This is a genomic window from Streptomyces sp. NPDC056222 (genome assembly GCF_042264065.1).
GTDB lineage: Bacteria > Actinomycetota > Actinomycetes > Streptomycetales > Streptomycetaceae > Streptomyces.
Genome location: NZ_JBHJTL010000072.1, coordinates 25,361 through 42,173, shown reverse-complemented (window position 1 = coordinate 42,173; position 16,813 = coordinate 25,361). Strand labels below are relative to the sequence as shown.

Here is a 16,813-nt window from a genome sequence, read left to right as displayed (position 1 = left end):
GCCCCCCGCCCCGGATCGGCGATTCTCCGGTTCTCCGGTTCTCCGGTTCTCTGGTTCTCCGGATCGGCGAGGTCAGCGCCAGCGGCTGACCTCCACGTTCTCCAGGACTCCCAGCGCGTCGGGCACGAGGATCGCCGCCGAGTAGTAGGCCGTGACCAGGTAGGAGATGATCGCCTGCTCGTCGATCCCCATGAAGCGGACGGACAGGCTCGGCTCGATCTCGTCCGGGATGCCCGTCTGGTGGAGGCCGATCACGCCCTGGTCGGACTCGCCCGTACGCATACAGATGATCGACGTGGTCCGGGCGTCCGAGACCGGGATCTTGTTGCACGGGTAGATCGGCACCCCGCGCCAGGTCGGGATCCGGTTGCCGTTGATCTCGATGGACTCGGGGACGAGGCCCCGCCGGTTGCACTCGCGCCCGAAGGCCGCGATGGCGCGCGGGTGGGCGAGGAACATCTTGGAGCCCCGTCGGCGCGAGAGGAGTTCGTCCATGTCGTCCGGGCTGGGCACGCCGTCGTGCGGCTGGAGCCGCTGTCCGTAGTCGCAGTTGGAGAGGAGACCGAACTCCCGGTTGTTGACGAGCTCGTGCTCCTGGCGCTCACGCAGCGCCTCGACCGTGAGCCGCAACTGCTGCTCGGTCTGGTTCATCGGCTGGTTGTACAGGTCGGCGACGCGGCTGTGGACCTTCAGCACGGTCTGCGCGACGGACAGTTCGTACTCGCGCGGGGAGGCGTCGTAGTCCACGTACGTGTGCGGGACGACCGCCTCGCCGACGTGGCCGGCGGAGAGGTCGATCTCGGCCTCGCCGTACCTGTTGGTGCGCTGGTGGGGCAGAGCGGCCACGCCCGCGAGGTGGGCGGCGAGCGACCCGGCCCGCTCGGCGAGGTTGCGGACGTCGTCGCGAGTCAGCTCGAGAACCGTGCAGGTGGTGGCCGCGCGGGCGGTCCACTCCCAGGTGGCGTCCTCGTGGGTCAGCGAGCTGTCGCCGAAGTAGGCGCCGTCGGCGAGGACTCCGAGGATCGCCTCGTCGCCGTACGGCCCCTCGCCGATCTGCTCGATCTTGCCGTGCGCGAGGAGGTGCACGCGGTCGGTGGGCTCGCCGGCGGTGGCGATCACCTCTCCCGGCGCGTACTGGCGCTGGCGGCACCGCGACGCGAGCTCGGTGAGCGCCTCCTCGTCCTCGTAGCCGCGCAGCGCCGGGAGTTCGCCGAGTTCGGCGGGGATCACCGCGACACGCTCTCCGGTCTGCACGAAGGTGACGCGGCCGTCACCCACGGAGTAGCTGAGCCTCCGGTTCACCCGGTACGTACCGCCCTGGACCTGCACCCACGGCAGCGCACGCAGCAGCCACCGGGAGGTGATCTCCTGCATCTGCGGGGCCGACTTGGTGGTGGTCGCCAGGTTCCGCGCGGCGGCGGTACCGAGACTCTGCTGCGGGCTTGCCTGTTCCGCGCGGACCTCGTCGCCAACCGAACCAACGGACATGGAACTCCCTCTCGATATGACTGAGCTGCGAGAGGAAGCCTTTCAGCACGGAGAGTGCCCGCGCCATTACACAAATGAGTGGGAGTGGATCACCTCGGGCTGGGCATGTCACCCGGTTTCCACTCGAACAGCACGCCTCCGTACCCCTCGTGGCGCAGTGTCCGGATCGGCTCGCACACAGCCCGAACGGGTGGCCCGGAGCCGAGTACTCCGGTACTCCGGTATTCGGTTCCGTCCCGTTCCGCTTATCCGAAGGAGTCGGTCATGGCCCCACCCATGTCCGCGAGCAGGTTCCTCGACGCGCTGCGCGACGAGGGCCTGACGGTCGTCCAGGTCGGCGACTGGCGCACACACAACCGCAACCACAAGGGCCCCTGGGGCCCCGTCCACGGCGTGATGACCCACCACACCGTCACCCGGGGCACCGCGAACACCGTCCGGCTCTGCAGGGACGGCCACAGCACGCTGCCCGGGCCGCTCTGCCACGGCGTGATCGCCAAGGACGGCAGGGTCCACCTGGTCGGCTACGGCCGCGCCAATCACGCCGGGGCCGGTGACGACGACGTCCTGCGCGCGGTCATCGCCGAGCAGCGCCTCCCACCGGACAACGAGGCCACGACGGACGGCAACCGCCACTTCTACGGCTTCGAGTGCGAGAACCTCGGGGACGGCAAGGACCCGTGGCCGAAGGTCCAGCTGGAGGCGATCGAGAAGGCCGCGGCGGCCGTGTGCCGGGTGCACGGATGGACCCACCGCTCGGTCATCGGCCACCTGGAGTGGCAGCCGGGCAAGGTGGATCCGCGCGGCTTCACCATGGCCTCGATGCGGGAGCGGATCGCGGAACGCCTTCGGTAGACAATGGCCGGGTGAACGCGTTCGACCTCTCCCGGCTGCGGCCCCGGCTCCCGTCCCCCTTGGAGGCGGTCGAGGACGAGCGGTTCACCCGCCGGGGCCTGCGGCTGCTGCTCAAGCGCGACGATCTGATCCACCCGGACCTGCCGGGCAACAAGTGGCGCAAGCTGGCGCTCAATCTGCGCGAGGCCGACGGCCGCCCCGTGCTCACCTTCGGCGGCGCGTACTCGAACCATCTGCGTGCCACGGCGGCCGCCGGGCGACTGCTCGGCTTCGGCACGATCGGGGTCGTACGGGGGGACGAGCTGGCCGGCCGCCCGCTGAACCCCTCGCTGGCGCGGTGCGCGGCGGACGGGATGCGGCTGGTGTTCGTGGACCGGTCCACGTACCGGGCCAAGACGGATCCGGCGGTGCTGGCGCGCATCCTGGGGCTCGCGGCCGAGGCGAACCGGGCCGCGGGGGCCGCCATGGACGCCCCGTACGTCGTCCCCGAGGGCGGCAGCAACGCCCTCGCCGTGCGGGGCTGCGTGGAGCTCGGACGCGAACTGCGCGGGGCCGCCGACCTGGTCGCCGTCGCCTGCGGCACAGGAGGCACGCTGGCGGGCCTGGCGGCCGGCCTGGGCCCCGGGCAGAAGGCCCTCGGCGTCCCGGTCCTCAGAGGCGGCTTCCTCGGCGACGAGATACGCGCCCTCCAACACGCCGCCTTCGGGGGCCCCCGCGGCGACTGGAGCCTCGACGAGCGCTTCCACGGCGGCGGCTACGCCCGTACGACCCCCGCCCTGGACGCGTTCGCGCACGACTTCGAAGCGCGGCATGGACTCGCCATCGAGCGGCTGTATGTGGCCAAAATGCTCCACGGACTCGTCACCCTGGCCGAGGAGGGCGCGTTCGCCCCGGGCGTGACCGTCGCGGCGGTGGTCACGGGCAGCCCGTCCTGACCTCAGCCGGCCTCCTCGCGGTAGGCCGCCGCCTCCTCCAGGTCCAGTCGGCGCAGCAGGGTGCGCATCATCTCGTCGTCGATGCGGCGCTCGTCCCGGAGCTGCACGAAGACCTCGCGCTCGGCGTCGATCATCTCCCGCGCCAGCCGCCGGTAGGTGTCGTCCACCGTCTCCCCGGTGACCTCGTTGACCGCGCCGAGGCGTTCCCACACCGCGTTGCGGCGCCGTTCCAGGACGGTGCGGAGCCGTTCGGCCAGCGGCTGGGGCAGGGCGTTGCGCTCGTCGCTCAGCAGGGCGTCGAGACGCTCCTCCGCGGCGCGGGACGCCTCGCTCTGGGCCTGGGCCTCCGCCAGGGTCTCCTGGTACGTGTCGCGGCCCGGCAGCTTCAGGATCCTGATGAGCGGCGGCAGTGTGAGGCCCTGGACGACGAGCGTCCCGATCACGGTCGTGAAGGTGAGGAAGAGGACGAGGTTGCGTGCGGGGAACTCCACGCCGTCCGTCGCCACCGGGATCGAGAAGGCGATGGCGAGGGAGACGACACCCCGCATCCCGGCCCAGCCGACGATCAGCGGCGCCCTCCAGTCCACCCCCGGTTCGCGCTCCCTGATGCGCTCGGACAGCCATCGGGGCAGGAAGGTGGCCGGGTAGACCCAGACGAACCTGACCACGACCACCGCGACGAACACGCCCACGGCGTACCAGATCGCCTCGGCGATCCCGTAGCGCCCGAGGCCCTGGACGACGTACGGCAACTGCAGCCCGATCAGGGCGAAGACGGCGGACTCCAGGATGAAGGCGACCATCTTCCACACGGCCTCCTCCTGGAGGCGGGTCGCGAAGTCCACCTGCCAGTTGCGGTGTCCGAGGAAGAGGCCGACGACGACCACCGCGAGGACTCCGGAGGCGCCGACCTCCTCGGCCGCCGCGTAGGCGATGAAGGGGATCAGCAGCGAGAGGGTGTTCTGCAGCAGGGCCTCGCCGAGCCGGCAGCGGAGCCAGTGGATGGGGACCATCAGGACGAGACCGACGCCGATCCCGCCGATCGCCGCCAGCGCGAACTCGCCGATGCCGCCCGCCCAGCTGATGCCCTCCCCGACCGCCGCGGCGAGCGCGACCTTGAAGGCGGTGATGGCGGTGGCGTCGTTCACCAGGGACTCGCCCTGGAGGATGGTGGTGATCCGGTTCGGCAGCCCCAGCTTGCGGGCGATCGCGGTCGCCGCGACCGCGTCCGGCGGCGCGACGACCGCGCCCAGCACGAGCGCGGCGGTCAGCGGCAGGTCCGGGACGAGGACGTACGCGAGCCAGCCGACGGCCACGGTGGCGAAGAGGACGTACCCGACCGAGAGCAGGGCGACGGGCCGGATGTTGGCCCGCAGATCGAGGTACGAGGAGTCCACCGCCGCCGTGTAGAGGAGCGGGGGCAGGATGAGCGGAAGGATGATGTGCGGGTCGAGGGTGTAGTCCGGGACCCCGGGGACGTACGACGCGGCGAGACCGGCGGCCACCAGAAGCAGTGGCGCCGGTACGGGTGTCCGGCGGGCCAGGCCCGCCACCACGGCGCTCGCCGCGACGAGTCCCACCAGCTGCAGTGCGTCCATCCCTCGGCCCCGTCCCCGTCTTCGTTCCACCACGTAACCTGGCCATCATGAGCGAGTGCCCGCACGTTGCCGCAATGCCGCGCCCCGAACCGGTGCCGCTGACCGACACCTGTCCCGAGTGCCTGGCGGACGGCACGCACCCCGTCCAGCTGCGGCTCTGCCTCAGCTGCGGGCACGTGGGATGCTGCGATTCCTCGTCGGGGCGGCACGCCACCGGGCACTTCTCGACCACCGGGCACCCCGTGATGCGGACCTTCGAACCGAACGAACGCTGGCGCTGGTGCTTCGTGGACGGTTCGATCGTCTGAGGGCTGGGTACGACACCCCGGCGATCGACTGCCGGTCGCCGCGCAATTGGGCCCCGCAGACCCCTAGCCACTGTCCGTACTCGTGGCCTTACCATGAGTGACAGACGGGGACGGGGTCCCGCCAAGGACCCACGGCGACACGGCAGGATGGATCGCGATAGCGTCACGGCGGATTGTGCAACCGACTGCGCACCGCCCGGTTCGGGGGGCTTTCTCCCCTCGGGCCCCGAATGAGCTTGTGCCACCTTGGAGGTGAGGGTGTCCCAGATCGCAGGCGAGCCCGGGACCCAGGACTTCGTGGAAGTCCGGCTGCCCGCTGCGGGTGCCTACCTGTCCGTGCTGCGTACGGCCACGGCCGGTCTCGCGGCGCGCTTGGACTTCACCCTCGACGAGATCGAGGACTTGCGGATCGCGGTCGACGAGGCGTGCGCCATCCTGCTCCAGCAGGCCGTACCGGGGTCCGTACTGAGTTGCGTCTTCCGCCTGGTCGACGACTCGCTCGACGTGACGGTGTCGGCCCCGACGACCGACGGACGGGCGCCGGAGCGGGACACCTTCGCGTGGACCGTGCTCTCCGCACTGGCCGGGAAGGTCGAGTCGTCCGTGGCGGAGGACCGCACCGTCTCCATCAGCCTGTACAAACAGCGCGGCGCGGGGCCAGGCCCGGCGTGAGGAGCGGGGACGCGACGGCCGGCATCCCTGAGCAGCAGGCGCGGCCGCATCCGGAGGTCGAGGTCGAGGTCGCTACGGAGCAGGCGGTCCACATGAGCGAGCACCAGCAGCACAACGAGGTTTCCGAGCCGCGGGAGGCGCCGGAGGCGCACGAGTCCCAGAAGGCTCCGGAGGCGCATCAGGGTGTCCGGGAGGTTCTGGAGACGCCCGAGCCGCGCGAGGCTCCGGATCCGCACGACCGGAGCGGGGCGCGCGCGCTCTTCATCGAGTTGCGCAAGCTCCCGGAAGGCTCTGCCGAGAAGGCGGAGCTGCGCAATCAGCTGGTACGGATGCATCTGCCGCTGGTCGAGCACCTGGCCCGGCGCTTCCGCAACCGGGGTGAGCCGCTCGACGACCTGACGCAGGTGGCGACGATCGGCCTGATCAAGTCGGTGGACCGGTTCGACCCGGAGCGGGGCGTCGAGTTCTCGACGTACGCGACTCCGACGGTCGTCGGTGAGATCAAGCGCCACTTCCGGGACAAGGGCTGGGCGGTCCGGGTGCCGCGCCGTCTGCAGGAGCTGCGTCTCTCGCTGACGACGGCGACGGCGGAGCTCTCCCAGCTGCACGGCCGCTCGCCGACGGTGCACGAGCTGGCGGAGCGGCTCGGGATCTCGGAGGAGGAGGTCCTGGAGGGCCTGGAGTCGGCGAACGCCTACTCGACGCTCTCGCTGGACGTCCCGGACACGGACGACGAGTCGCCGGCGGTCGCGGACACGCTGGGCGCGGAGGACGAGGCCCTGGAGGGCGTCGAGTACCGCGAGTCGCTCAAGCCGCTCCTGGAGGACCTGCCGCCCCGGGAGAAGCGGATCCTGCTGCTGCGCTTCTTCGGCAACATGACGCAGTCGCAGATCGCGCAGGAGGTCGGCATCTCGCAGATGCACGTCTCCCGATTGCTGGCCCGCACGCTGGCGCAGCTCCGGGAGAAGCTCCTCGTGGAGGAGTAGTCACCACACCGGCGGGCCGAGGGCCCGCCGGCAGAGCCCGACGCGGGCGTTACGCCTCGCCGCGACGGCCGATGCCCAGGGCCTCGGTCGTCGCCGGGTTCACCAGGAGCACGAGGCCGGTCACGGCGAGGACCGCGAGGGCGATGCCGGCCGGGATCATGGCGCTGTTCGCCTGGAGGAGCTGCCAGGCGACCGGCAGCGCCAGGATCTGGGTGATGATCGCGGGGCCGCGGCTCCATCCCCGGCGCAGCAGCAGACCGCGTGCCGCCGCTCCCGGGATCAGACCGAGCGCGATCAGCGTCGCCCCGCCGGTGACCGCCTGGGTCAGGCTGTCGGGGTTGCCGGTGAGCCCGGTCACGAGCACGTACACGCCCCCGATCACCAGCGCGAGGGCCTCGACACCGGCCACCGCCGCGGCGGCGGTCAACCGGACAGGGCGGGGAGTCTGCTCCGTACTGCTCATACCTGGCAGGGTAGCCGGGGCCCGCTGCGCAGCTGTCCGGCAGGTGGCCGCGACTGGGATCGGTACCGCCGGGTAGGTACGCTGGCGGCCATGCGCGCACTTCTCGTGGTCAATCCGGCAGCCACCACCACCAGTGCGCGCACGCGTGACGTTCTCATCCACGCGCTCGCGAGCGAGATGAAGCTGGAGGCCGTCACCACCGAGTACCGCGGCCATGCCCGCGACCTCGGCCGCCGGGCCGCGGACTCCGCCGACATCGACATGGTCGTCGCCCTGGGTGGCGACGGCACGGTGAACGAGGTCGTGAACGGGCTGCTGCACGACGGGCCGGACCCGGACCGGCTCCCCGGTCTCGCGGTGGTGCCCGGCGGGTCCACCAATGTCTTCGCCCGCGCGCTGGGTCTGCCCAACGACGCCGTCGAGGCGACCGGCGCGCTGCTCGACGCGCTTCGTGAGCGCCGAGCACGCACAGTGAGCCTCGGGCTCGCGTCCGGGACCCCGGGAACGGACGACGAGGGGGTGCCGGCCCGCTGGTTCACCTTCTGCGCCGGCTTCGGATTCGACGCCAGTGTCATCGGGCGAGTCGAACAGCAGCGGGAGCGCGGGAAGCGTTCGACCCATGCGCTGTACCTGCGCCAGGTGGTCCGCCAGTTCCTGGGGGAGTCGAACCGGCGGCACGGCACGATCACCCTGGACCGCCCCGGACACGACCCGGTCGAGGGTCTGGTCCTGTCGATAATCTGCAACACCTCCCCCTGGACCTACCTGGGCAATCGCCCGGTGTACGCGTCCCCGGAGGCATCCTTCGAGACCGCCCTGGACGTCCTCGGACTGAGCCGGCTCTCGACCCCGGCGGTGGCCCGGTACGCCACCCAGCTGCTCACTTCGTCCCCCGAGCGGGGCCCCCACGGCAAGCACGCCCTGTCTCTGCACGACCTGACCGACTTCACCTTGCATTCGAAGGTTCCGCTCCCTCTGCAGATGGACGGAGACCACCTCGGACTGCGTACGAGCGTGACGTTCACAGGCGTTCGCCGTGCACTGCGTGTGATTGTGTGAGTGGAAGGGCCCAAAGTCCTTTCACTCGAACGTTTAGGCTGTCATCCACCCCTTAGAAGTACGGCTGTGACCTAGTCGACACCGAGGAATCAAAAAAAACTTTCCGGAAGGGGTTGTATCCGCTGCCGAGGTTTGCGAGTCTCTTCTTGGCGATCGGGACGGCCCGCAACACCGGCCTCCACTGAGAGCCAGAACCCCTCCTCAGTCCAAGGACCACACCAGTTCATCTGGCAGTCGGCCCTTCACTTACGGGGGGATTCGTGAAAGCGTTCACATTCACAAGCAACCAGCTTGTAACACCCTAGAGAGGTAGCAGCCATGGACTGGCGTCACAACGCCGTTTGTCGTGAGGAAGACCCCGAGCTGTTCTTCCCCATCGGCAACACCGGTCCTGCGCTGCTGCAGATCGAGGAAGCCAAGGCCGTCTGCCGCCGCTGCCCCGTCATGGAGCAGTGCCTGCAGTGGGCGCTCGAGTCCGGCCAGGACTCCGGCGTCTGGGGTGGCCTCAGCGAGGACGAGCGCCGCGCGATGAAGCGCCGTGCCGCTCGCAACCGGGCGCGCAACGCCAGCGCCTGAACACCCTGAAAGCCTGAGGCAAGCGGCGCGTACATCGCGTACGCAATCACCGCCCACGAGCCGCAGCGCGCAGCAGTAACCCAAAGCATTCGAGCCCCGGACCGATCTCTTCGGTCCGGGGCTCGCTGCTGTGTTCACACCTTCCGACCCCGCGCGCGTGCCTACTTCTGCGGCTGTACGGGGATGTCGAGCACGACCTTGGTCCCGCGCTCCGCGCCCGGCTGCATGTCGAACGTGCCACCCAACTCCCCCTCGACCAGGGTCCGCACGATCTGCAGGCCGAGGTTGCCGGCGCGCTGCGGGTCGAAGCCCTCGGGCAGACCGCGGCCGTCGTCCCGGACGGTGATCAGCAGTCGGGCGTCGGCGCGGGGTTCGCCGCGGACGGCCGTGACCTCGACCGTGCCCTGCTCCCCCTGCGCGAAGGCGTGCTCCAGGGCGTTCTGCAGCACTTCGGTGAGAACCATGGACAGCGGGGTGGCCACCTCGGCGTCGAGGATGCCGAAGCGGCCGTTGCGCCGGCAGGTCACCTTGCCCGGCGAGATCTCGGCGACCATCGCGATCACCCGGTCGGCGATCTCGTCGAACTCCACCCGCTCGTCCAGGTTCTGGGAGAGCGTCTCGTGCACGATGGCGATCGAACCGACCCTGCGCACGGCCTCGTTGAGGGCCTCGCGCCCACGGTCGGAGTCCATCCGGCGCGCCTGGAGGCGCAGCAGCGCGGCCACCGTCTGGAGGTTGTTCTTCACCCGGTGGTGGATCTCCCGGATGGTCGCGTCCTTGGTGATCAACTCTCGCTCGCGGCGTCGCAGTTCGGTGACGTCCCGGAGCAGCACGAGCGAACCGATGCGGGTGCCCTTGGGCTTGAGCGGGATCGCCCGCAGCTGGATCACACCGCCGTTGCCCTCGACCTCGGCCTCGCGGGGGGCGTAGCCGGAGGCCAGTTTGACCAGGGCCTCGTCGACGGGGCCACGGGAGGGGGCGAGTTCGGCGGTGATCTGGCCGAGGTGCTGACCGACGAGGTCGGCGGCGAGGCCGAGCCGGTGGTACGCGGAGAGGGCGTTGGGCGAGGCGTACTGGACGATGCCGTCGGCGTCGAGCCGGATCAGGCCGTCGCCGGCGCGCGGTGAGGCGTCCATGTCGACCGCTTCGCCGGGGAAGGGGAAGCTGCCGGCGGCGATCATCTGGGCCAGGTCCGAGGCGGACTGGAGGTACGTGAGCTCCAGCCGGGACGGGGTCCGCACGGTGAGCAGATTGGTGTTGCGGGCGATGACGCCGAGGACCCGGCCCTCGCGGCGTACGGGGATGGACTCGACCCGTACCGGGACCTCCTCGCGCCACTCGGGGTCGCCCTCGCGCACGATCCGGCCCTCGTCGAGGGCGGCGTCCAGGAGCGGGCGGCGGCCGCGCGGGACGAGGTGGCCGACCATGTCGTCCTGGTAGGAGGTGGGGCCGGTGTTGGGCCGCATCTGGGCCACGGAGACGTACCGCGTGCCGTCGAGGGTGGGAACCCAGAGCACGAGGTCCGCGAAGGAGAGGTCGGAGAGCAGCTGCCACTCCGAGACCAGCAGGTGGAGCCACTCGAGGTCGGACTCACTCAGAGCGGTGTGCTGGCGGACGAGGTCGTTCATGGAGGGCACAGGTGCGAGCGTACCTGCGGAATTGAGACACGATGAACCTGGATCTCCCGGCGTTCGTGTTGGAGGATGGGCCGGGAAACACCGTGTGCATGTGGATGGACAGACGAGAATGGTCTAGTCCACAATGACGGTGCACCAGTTTCCATGAAGACCTCCGCCCTCCCCGCACAGGAGGGTGGACGAGGTACCCGGCGCTCTCTGCCCTGACTGCGCCGAGACCTCCCATACGGCCGAGGGACCGCACACCCCCGGCCGGGCAACTCCGGGCTGCGGTGCCGGACGGGTTGAGGGTCCCGTCGGGCGCCGTAGCCCGCGGGTGTTTCCGGGGCCGTCGCCCCTCGCTTCAGTTCCGCGCCGGCGCCGGCCACGCCAGCATCGCCGCCGCCGCCACGGCCTCCAGCTCCGCCTTGGTCGCACCGTCCCTGGACTGCTGGGACATGCCCTGGATGACGGCCCCGTACAGCCGCGCCAGCGCGCCCGCGTCGGTGTCCGCCGGGAGCTCGTCCGCGTCGACGCCCTGCCGGATCCGGGCCTCGAACGACGCCAGATTGCTGTTGCGCCGCTCGCGCAGCGCCTCCTCGACCTCCGGGGTCGAGCAGTTGATCGCCGCGGAGATCATCAGGCAGCCGCGCGGATGGGACGGGTCGGTGAAGACGTCCGCCGCCTCCACGAGCATCCGGCCGAACGCACCGCGCGCCGTCGGCTCCTCCTCGAACGCCAGGCCGCCGTACGCGCCGTAACTGACGGCGTATGCCTGCACGACCTCCTCGAACAGCGCCTTCTTGTCTCCGAAAGCCGCGTAGAGGCTGGGCGCGCTGATGCCCATGGCGCGCGTGAGGTCGGAGACGGAGGTGGTCTCGTACCCGTGCTCCCAGAACGCCATCGTGGCCTGCTCCAGCGCCGTGAGGCGGTCGAAGGAGCGGGGGCGGCCGCGCTGCTTGGTCGTCATGGGACGGATTCTATAGCGGCCGTTACGGAACGGTGCTACGGTTCTTTCTGTAACGACCACTATGGAAATAAGGGGGGCGTCCGATGGGTGCGCTCAAGGGGAAGACGGCACTGGTCACGGGCGGCAGCCGGGGCATCGGGCGGGGTATCGCGGAGCGGCTCGGGCGGGACGGCGCGCGAGTGGCGGTGCACTACGGAGCCAACGAGACGGCGGCGAAGGAGACGGTCGCGGCGATCGAGGCGGCCGGCGGCGAGGCGTTCGCGATCGGTCAGGAGCTGGGACCGCCGGGGGACGCGACGGCGCTCTGGGAGCGGTTCGACGCCCACGCGGACGGGCTCGACATCCTCGTCAACAATGCGGGGATCGGGGCCTCGCGTCCGTTCGCGACGATCGACGAGGCGGAGTACGACCGGCTCTTCGCGGTGAACACGAAGGCCCCGTTCTTCCTGGCGCAGCAGGGCGCCGAGCGGCTGCGCGACGGGGGTCGGATCGTCAACATCTCCACCGGGCTGAGCCACGCCGCGATGATGCCGGAACTGATCGCGTACGCGATGTCCAAGAGCGCCCTGGACACCTTCACCCGCTACCTCTCCAAGGTGCTGGGCGCACGGGGCATCACGGTGAACGCGGTGGCGCCGGGGATCGTGGACACGGACGTCAACGCGGACTGGCTGCGGGGGAACGAAGAGGCGTGGGCGGGCGCGGCGGCGTTGTCCGCGCTCGGGAAGGTCGGCACACCCGCGGACATAGCCGACGTGGTGGCCTTCCTGGCCTCGCACGACGGACGCTGGGTGACGGGTCAGTGGATCGACGCCACGGGAGGCTCGATCGCCTGACCGGGGCGGGCTCCGGTGGCTGCTCGGGCCCCGCCGTTCGACGATGAGGAGGGTCCCGTCCGTCGACTGGAAGGGCCTGAGCGGATGGCCTCGGCTCTGCTAGATTGAGCTTTGATTGGTCTATACCACCAGGCCCCTCACCAGCCCCTCACCAGATCGGCAGGCAAAGCGTGGAAGTTGTCATCGTCCCGGACGCCACGGCAGGCGGAGAGCTCATCGCGGACGGCATCGCCGGTCTTCTGCGCCGCAAGCCCGACGCCGTGCTCGGCGTCGCCACGGGTTCGACTCCGCTGCCCATCTACGAGGCCCTGATCGCCCAGGTCAAGGCCGGTTCCGTGGACGCCTCGCGCGCCCGGATCGCTCAGCTGGACGAGTACGTCGGACTGCCCACCGGGCACCCGGAGTCGTACCGCTCCACCGTGCTGCGCCAGGTCGTGGAGCCGCTCGGGCTCTCCCCGGAGGCCTTCATGGGGCCCGACGGCGCGGCGGAGGACGTCCAGGCGGCCTGCGAGGCCTACGACCAGGCGCTGCGCGACGCCGGCGGTGTGGACCTGCAGATCCTCGGCATCGGAACCGACGGGCACATCGGCTTCAACGAGCCGTGCTCCTCGCTCGCCTCCCGGACGCGGATCAAGACGCTCACCGAGCAGACCCGGGTCGACAACGCGCGCTTCTTCGACAACGACATCGAGCAGGTGCCGCACCACGTCATCACCCAGGGCATCGGCACCATCCTGGAGGCCCGCCACCTGGTCCTCCTGGCCACCGGCGAGGGCAAGGCCGACGCCGTGGCCCAGACCGTCGAGGGCCCGGTCGCCGCGCTCGTACCGGCCTCCGCGCTGCAGCTGCACCCGCACGCCACGGTCGTCGTGGACGAGGCCGCAGCGTCCAAGCTGAAGCTCGCGGACTACTTCCGCCACACCTTCGCCAACAAGCCCTCCTGGCAGGGCATCTAGGAGGCGTCCTGCCGATCAGCGCCGCGAGCCCGGCCTGATCGGCAAGCCACCCCCTGGCTCGGGCTTCGCCCGCACGACGAGGGGCCCGGCACCGGGTTGAGGTGCCGGGCCCCTCTCGTGCCGGTCTCAGAATCCGGCGATGACCTCCGCCGCCGCCCGGCCGCAGACCCTGGCCGCGCCGTGCGTGGCAATGTGGAGGGCTCCGCGGGGCTCCGCCTCGTTCAGGCCCATCTCCACCACGACCGTGTCCGGCCGGACCGCGAGAAGGGCGTCCAGGGCCTCGGTCATCCAAGGGTGCCGATGGGCGTCCCGTACGACCGCGACGATCCGTCGCTCCCCCGCGGCGCCGAGGACCTCGTCCACCGCGGGCCGGTCGTAGGCGCCCGTCTCGGTGCCGGGCAGCAACCGCTCCAGCTCCGCCGCGACACCCCACGGTGTTTCGTCACCGACCGCGATGTTGGCGACCGGAGTGAAGGCGGCGACATAGGGAGCGCGGGTGACCGGGGTGTACGGCCGCTCCCCCGTCGTCCTCACGGCCCGGCGGGCGGCGACCAGTCCGATCTCGGTGCCGGGCGCGGTCCCCTCCTGCACTGCCGCGCCCGGCCCCGATACAGCCCCCCTGGCCCGGTGCGCCTGGGTCCAGGCCGCCAGGGCGCGTACACGCGCCGCGGCGTCGGCCAGCCGCTCCTCGGGCAGTTCACCGGTCCGTACCGCGTCGACCAGCGCGTCGCGCAGTCGCAGTACGGTGTCCTCGTCGGCCAGCCCGCCGCCGACGCAGATGGCGTCGGCGCCCGCGGCGATCGCGAGGACGGATCCACGCTCGATGCCGTACGTCGACGCGATGGCCTGCATCTCCATGCCATCGGTGACGATCAGCCCGTCGAAGCCCAGCTCCTTGCGCAGCAGACCGGTCAGGATCTGCGGGCTCAAGGTCGCCGGACGGTCCGGGTCGAGCGCGGAGAGCAGGATATGCGCGCTCATCACCGCTTTGGTACCCGCCGCGATCGCGGCGCGGAAAGGTACCAGCTCACGGGCGTGCAGTGTGTCCAGATCCACATCGATCCGGGGCATCGCGTGGTGGGAGTCCACGTTGGTGTCGCCATGCCCGGGGAAGTGCTTGGTGCAGGCGGCCACGCCGACGGCCTGGAGGCCCTCGACGTACGCCACGGTGTGCCGGGCGACCAGTTCGGGGCCGGGGCCGAAGGACCGGACGCCGATGACCGGGTTGTCGGCGTTGGAGTTCACGTCGGCCGAGGGCGCCCAGTTGAGGTCGACCCCGCACGCGGCGAGCCGGCGGCCGAGCTCCTCGGCCACGGCGCGGGTGAGGTCCACGTCGTCGACGGAGCCCAGGGCGTAGTTGCCGGGGAAGGAGGAGCCGTTCCGCACCTCCAGGCGGGTGACGTCCCCGCCCTCCTCGTCGATGGCGACGAGGACGTCGTCACGCTCGGCCCGCAGCTGCGCGGTGAGCCGGGCGAGCTGCTCGGGGGAGGCGATGTTCCGGCCGAACAGGCCGACGGAGGAGAGCCCCTCGCCGATCCTGCGGAGCAGCCAGTCGGGCGCCGTGGTGCCCAAGAAGCCGGGCTGGAGGACGGTGAGCGCGTCGCGGGTCAGGGTGTCCGAGGCGCGTACGAGTGTGGTCATGGGGCGGCGTTATCCCTTCACCGCGCCGGCCGTCAGGCCGGCGGCCATCTTGCGCTGGACGAGGAGGAAGAGGATCACGATGGGGACGGCCATCATGGTGGAGCCCGCCATCATCGGGGCGTACTCCGTGCCGTTCTTCGTGATGAAGTTGGAGAGCCAGACGGTGGCCGTCTGGTTCTGCTGGCTCATCAGCATCAGCGCGTACAGGTACTCGTTCCACGCCTGGATGAAGCCGTAGACGGAGGTGGCGACCATGCCCGGGGCGAGCAGCGGGAAGACGACCCGGATGAAGGCGCCGGTGCGGGTGCAGCCGTCGACCTGGGCCGCCTCCTCCAGCTCCTTGGGGATGTTGACGATGAAGCCGCGCAGCGTCCACACCGTGAAGGGGAGGATGAAGGTCAGGTAGGTGATGATCAGGCCGGTGAGCCGGTCGTACTGGCCGAGGTCGTTGAGCATGAGGAAGACCGGGATGATCATCGCGACCAGCGGGACCATCTGGACGGCCAGGATGCCGACGATCACGATCTTGCGGCCGCGGAAGGCGAACCGGGAGATGGCCAGGGCGGCCAGCATGCCGACGACGATGCCGATCAGGACGACGGCGGACGAGACGATCAGGCTGCGTCCGACGGGTCCCCAGAAGTCCGCGATCTCCAGCGCGCGCTTGAAGTTCTCGAGCGTGAAGGTCGTGGGGAAGAAGTGCGGGTCGGGGTCGATGGCGTCCTTGGCCGGCTTGAACGCCGTGTTCAGCATCCAGTAGACCGGGAAGCCGATCGTCGCGACGACGAAGAGCCCGATGAGGTTCCAGCCGAGCTTGGACTTGCGGCGGCGGGTGACGGCGGGGGCCGCGGTGGTCGTGGTCACTCCACCTCTCCGATCTTGAGCATCTGACGCATGTACACGGCGACCACTCCGAGCAGCAGGACGACCGTGACGAGCGCGATCGCGGAGCCGGTGCCGTAGTCGTTGACGACGAACGCCTTGTCGAACGAGTACGTGGTGAGCAGCTGGAACTCCGCCTCGGGGTGGCCGTTGCGCATCACGTAGACCTGCGGGAAGACACCCATGTCCCAGATCACCGAGAGGGTCGTCAGCATGACGATGATCGGCTTGAGGATGGGCAGGGTGACGAAGCGGAAGACGCCCCAGGCTCCGGCGCCGTCGAGGCGGGCGGCCTCTTCGAGCTCCTTGGGGACCTGGGTGAGGCCGGCGCTCAGGGTGATCACGACGAAGGGCACGGCGCCCCAGACCACGAGCAGCATGATCACGGCGAGGCCCTGCGGCCCGCTGGCGAACCAGTTGTGGCCGATCATGTCGACGCCCGGCAGCCTGCTCAGCAGCCAGTTGAGCACGCCGTAGTCGGCGTCGAAGAGCCACTTGAAGATGGCGGTGGCGACGATGATGGGCATGCCCCAGCTCGCCACGAGCACGATGTTGATGAGGGCCTTGACCCAGCCGGAGACCTTCTGCAGCAGCAGCGCGATCATCATGCCGAGGACCATGGTGAGGACGACCGCGCCGACCGTGAAGATCACGGTGCGCAGGACGACGGTCCAGAACTCGCTGTCGCCGAGGATCTTGGCGAAGTTGGAGAAGCCGGCCGATTCCGCCTCCTGGAAGCCCCAGAGCTGCGGCTGTCCGAAGTGCTGGAAGGAGAGGGTGACCAGGCGCACGATCGGATAGCCGAGCACCAGGAGCAGGACGAGCAGGCATGGCGCGAGCAGGAGCCAGGGGACTCCACCTCCGCCGTTGGTGGGCTTCTTCCCCGGCTTCGGGGCACCGGCCCGCGGGCCGGATGGTGGCGATTGCCGCACCGGCGGCACCTTCGCGGTGGTTGTGTCTGCGGCACTCATC

17 protein-coding genes are annotated in these 16,813 nt (G+C 70.3%); 9 read left to right on the top strand and 8 right to left on the bottom strand.

What is annotated here, in order from left to right:
* Positions 1-72: 72 nt before the first annotated feature.
* Positions 73-1,488, bottom strand: a complete 1,416-nt coding sequence (locus ACFC0D_RS27905; protein WP_376441451.1) for a family 2B encapsulin nanocompartment shell protein — start codon at positions 1,486-1,488, stop codon at positions 73-75.
* Positions 1,489-1,752: 264 nt separating this feature from the next.
* Here ACFC0D_RS27905 and ACFC0D_RS27900 point away from each other — a divergent pair, with 264 nt between their 5' ends.
* The gene (locus tag ACFC0D_RS27900; protein WP_376441448.1) at positions 1,753-2,343 is read left to right on the top strand and encodes an N-acetylmuramoyl-L-alanine amidase; all 591 of its coding nucleotides are present in this window, start codon (positions 1,753-1,755) and stop codon (positions 2,341-2,343) included.
* A gap of 11 nt (positions 2,344-2,354) precedes the next feature.
* Positions 2,355-3,278, top strand: a complete 924-nt coding sequence (locus ACFC0D_RS27895; protein WP_376441446.1) for a 1-aminocyclopropane-1-carboxylate deaminase/D-cysteine desulfhydrase — start codon at positions 2,355-2,357, stop codon at positions 3,276-3,278.
* 2 nt (positions 3,279-3,280) lie between these two features.
* Here the strand turns inward: ACFC0D_RS27895 and ACFC0D_RS27890 are convergent, their stop codons facing one another.
* Complete coding sequence (locus tag ACFC0D_RS27890; protein ID WP_376441443.1) at positions 3,281-4,876, bottom strand: Na+/H+ antiporter; 1,596 nt, start codon at positions 4,874-4,876, stop codon at positions 3,281-3,283.
* Between the two features lie 47 nt (positions 4,877-4,923).
* On the opposite strand from ACFC0D_RS27890, the gene ACFC0D_RS27885 reads away from it, so the two are divergent.
* The 3 genes from ACFC0D_RS27885 to ACFC0D_RS27875 all read left to right on the top strand — a co-directional run bounded on the left by ACFC0D_RS27885 (position 4,924) and on the right by ACFC0D_RS27875 (position 6,842).
* The gene (locus tag ACFC0D_RS27885; protein WP_376441440.1) at positions 4,924-5,184 is read left to right on the top strand and encodes a UBP-type zinc finger domain-containing protein; all 261 of its coding nucleotides are present in this window, start codon (positions 4,924-4,926) and stop codon (positions 5,182-5,184) included.
* Positions 5,185-5,442: 258 nt separating this feature from the next.
* Complete coding sequence (locus tag ACFC0D_RS27880; protein ID WP_015036094.1) at positions 5,443-5,856, top strand: anti-sigma regulatory factor; 414 nt, start codon at positions 5,443-5,445, stop codon at positions 5,854-5,856.
* Positions 5,853-6,842: an RNA polymerase sigma factor SigF gene (locus ACFC0D_RS27875; RefSeq protein WP_376441436.1), complete on the top strand. Its 990-nt coding sequence runs from the start codon at positions 5,853-5,855 to the stop codon at positions 6,840-6,842. Before ACFC0D_RS27880 ends, ACFC0D_RS27875 begins: the two co-directional genes overlap by 4 nt.
* A 49-nt stretch (positions 6,843-6,891) precedes the next feature.
* Here ACFC0D_RS27875 and ACFC0D_RS27870 read toward each other — a convergent pair whose 3' ends face one another.
* Entirely contained in the window at positions 6,892-7,305 is a 414-nt protein-coding gene (locus ACFC0D_RS27870; protein WP_376441433.1) for a hypothetical protein, read from the bottom strand.
* A 90-nt stretch (positions 7,306-7,395) separates the two neighbouring features.
* On the opposite strand from ACFC0D_RS27870, the gene ACFC0D_RS27865 reads away from it, so the two are divergent.
* Positions 7,396-8,364: a diacylglycerol/lipid kinase family protein gene (locus ACFC0D_RS27865; RefSeq protein ID WP_376441430.1), complete on the top strand. Its 969-nt coding sequence runs from the start codon at positions 7,396-7,398 to the stop codon at positions 8,362-8,364.
* 318 nt (positions 8,365-8,682) lie between these two features.
* On the top strand, positions 8,683-8,940 hold the full coding sequence (locus ACFC0D_RS27860) for a WhiB family transcriptional regulator (RefSeq protein WP_003953983.1): 258 nt from the start codon (positions 8,683-8,685) through the stop codon (positions 8,938-8,940).
* A gap of 161 nt (positions 8,941-9,101) precedes the next feature.
* Here ACFC0D_RS27860 and ACFC0D_RS27855 read toward each other — a convergent pair whose 3' ends face one another.
* Both ACFC0D_RS27855 and ACFC0D_RS27850 read right to left on the bottom strand, forming a co-directional pair.
* Positions 9,102-10,568 carry a sensor histidine kinase gene (locus tag ACFC0D_RS27855; protein ID WP_376441461.1) on the bottom strand — a complete coding sequence of 489 codons (1,467 nt, stop codon included), beginning with the start codon at positions 10,566-10,568 and terminating at the stop codon, positions 9,102-9,104.
* Between the two features lie 352 nt (positions 10,569-10,920).
* Positions 10,921-11,526 (bottom strand): TetR/AcrR family transcriptional regulator, encoded by a 606-nt coding sequence (locus tag ACFC0D_RS27850; RefSeq protein ID WP_376441428.1) that lies wholly within the window; start codon positions 11,524-11,526, stop codon positions 10,921-10,923.
* A gap of 83 nt (positions 11,527-11,609) precedes the next feature.
* Between ACFC0D_RS27850 and ACFC0D_RS27845 the strand changes: the two genes are divergently transcribed.
* Both ACFC0D_RS27845 and nagB read left to right on the top strand, forming a co-directional pair.
* Positions 11,610-12,362: an SDR family oxidoreductase gene (locus ACFC0D_RS27845; protein ID WP_376441425.1), complete on the top strand. Its 753-nt coding sequence runs from the start codon at positions 11,610-11,612 to the stop codon at positions 12,360-12,362.
* Positions 12,363-12,532: 170 nt separating this feature from the next.
* Complete coding sequence (gene nagB, locus ACFC0D_RS27840; RefSeq protein ID WP_376441422.1) at positions 12,533-13,318, top strand: glucosamine-6-phosphate deaminase; 786 nt, start codon at positions 12,533-12,535, stop codon at positions 13,316-13,318.
* 126 nt (positions 13,319-13,444) lie between these two features.
* Here nagB and ACFC0D_RS27835 read toward each other — a convergent pair whose 3' ends face one another.
* From ACFC0D_RS27835 to ACFC0D_RS27825, 3 genes are read right to left on the bottom strand one after another with little or no spacing between them, the layout of a single operon-like run.
* Entirely contained in the window at positions 13,445-14,959 is a 1,515-nt protein-coding gene (locus tag ACFC0D_RS27835) for a glycoside hydrolase family 3 protein (protein ID WP_376441419.1), read from the bottom strand.
* Between the two features lie 9 nt (positions 14,960-14,968).
* A complete protein-coding gene (locus ACFC0D_RS27830) occupies positions 14,969-15,823 on the bottom strand; it encodes a carbohydrate ABC transporter permease (RefSeq protein ID WP_376441416.1) in 855 nt (284 codons plus the stop codon).
* Positions 15,820-16,812 carry a carbohydrate ABC transporter permease gene (locus ACFC0D_RS27825; protein ID WP_376441413.1) on the bottom strand — a complete coding sequence of 331 codons (993 nt, stop codon included), beginning with the start codon at positions 16,810-16,812 and terminating at the stop codon, positions 15,820-15,822. Before ACFC0D_RS27825 ends, ACFC0D_RS27830 begins: the two co-directional genes overlap by 4 nt.
* Between the last annotated feature and the right edge of the window lies 1 nt (position 16,813).

Excerpts from the sequence above, each read along its gene's own strand:
- ACFC0D_RS27905 (WP_376441451.1), bottom strand. The coding sequence starts at position 1,488 with ATGTCCGTTGGTTCGGTTGGCGACGAGGTCCGCGCGGAACAGGCAAGC.
- ACFC0D_RS27900 (WP_376441448.1), top strand. The coding sequence starts at position 1,753 with ATGGCCCCACCCATGTCCGCGAGCAGGTTCCTCGACGCGCTGCGCGAC.
- ACFC0D_RS27890 (WP_376441443.1), bottom strand. The coding sequence starts at position 4,876 with ATGGACGCACTGCAGCTGGTGGGACTCGTCGCGGCGAGCGCCGTGGTG.
- ACFC0D_RS27885 (WP_376441440.1), top strand. The coding sequence starts at position 4,924 with ATGAGCGAGTGCCCGCACGTTGCCGCAATGCCGCGCCCCGAACCGGTG.
- ACFC0D_RS27870 (WP_376441433.1), bottom strand. The coding sequence starts at position 7,305 with ATGAGCAGTACGGAGCAGACTCCCCGCCCTGTCCGGTTGACCGCCGCC.
- ACFC0D_RS27865 (WP_376441430.1), top strand. The coding sequence starts at position 7,396 with ATGCGCGCACTTCTCGTGGTCAATCCGGCAGCCACCACCACCAGTGCG.
- ACFC0D_RS27860 (WP_003953983.1), top strand. The coding sequence starts at position 8,683 with ATGGACTGGCGTCACAACGCCGTTTGTCGTGAGGAAGACCCCGAGCTG.
- ACFC0D_RS27855 (WP_376441461.1), bottom strand. The coding sequence starts at position 10,568 with ATGAACGACCTCGTCCGCCAGCACACCGCTCTGAGTGAGTCCGACCTC.
- ACFC0D_RS27850 (WP_376441428.1), bottom strand. The coding sequence starts at position 11,526 with ATGACGACCAAGCAGCGCGGCCGCCCCCGCTCCTTCGACCGCCTCACG.
- ACFC0D_RS27845 (WP_376441425.1), top strand. The coding sequence starts at position 11,610 with ATGGGTGCGCTCAAGGGGAAGACGGCACTGGTCACGGGCGGCAGCCGG.
- ACFC0D_RS27835 (WP_376441419.1), bottom strand. The coding sequence starts at position 14,959 with ATGACCACACTCGTACGCGCCTCGGACACCCTGACCCGCGACGCGCTC.
- ACFC0D_RS27825 (WP_376441413.1), bottom strand. The coding sequence starts at position 16,812 with ATGAGTGCCGCAGACACAACCACCGCGAAGGTGCCGCCGGTGCGGCAA.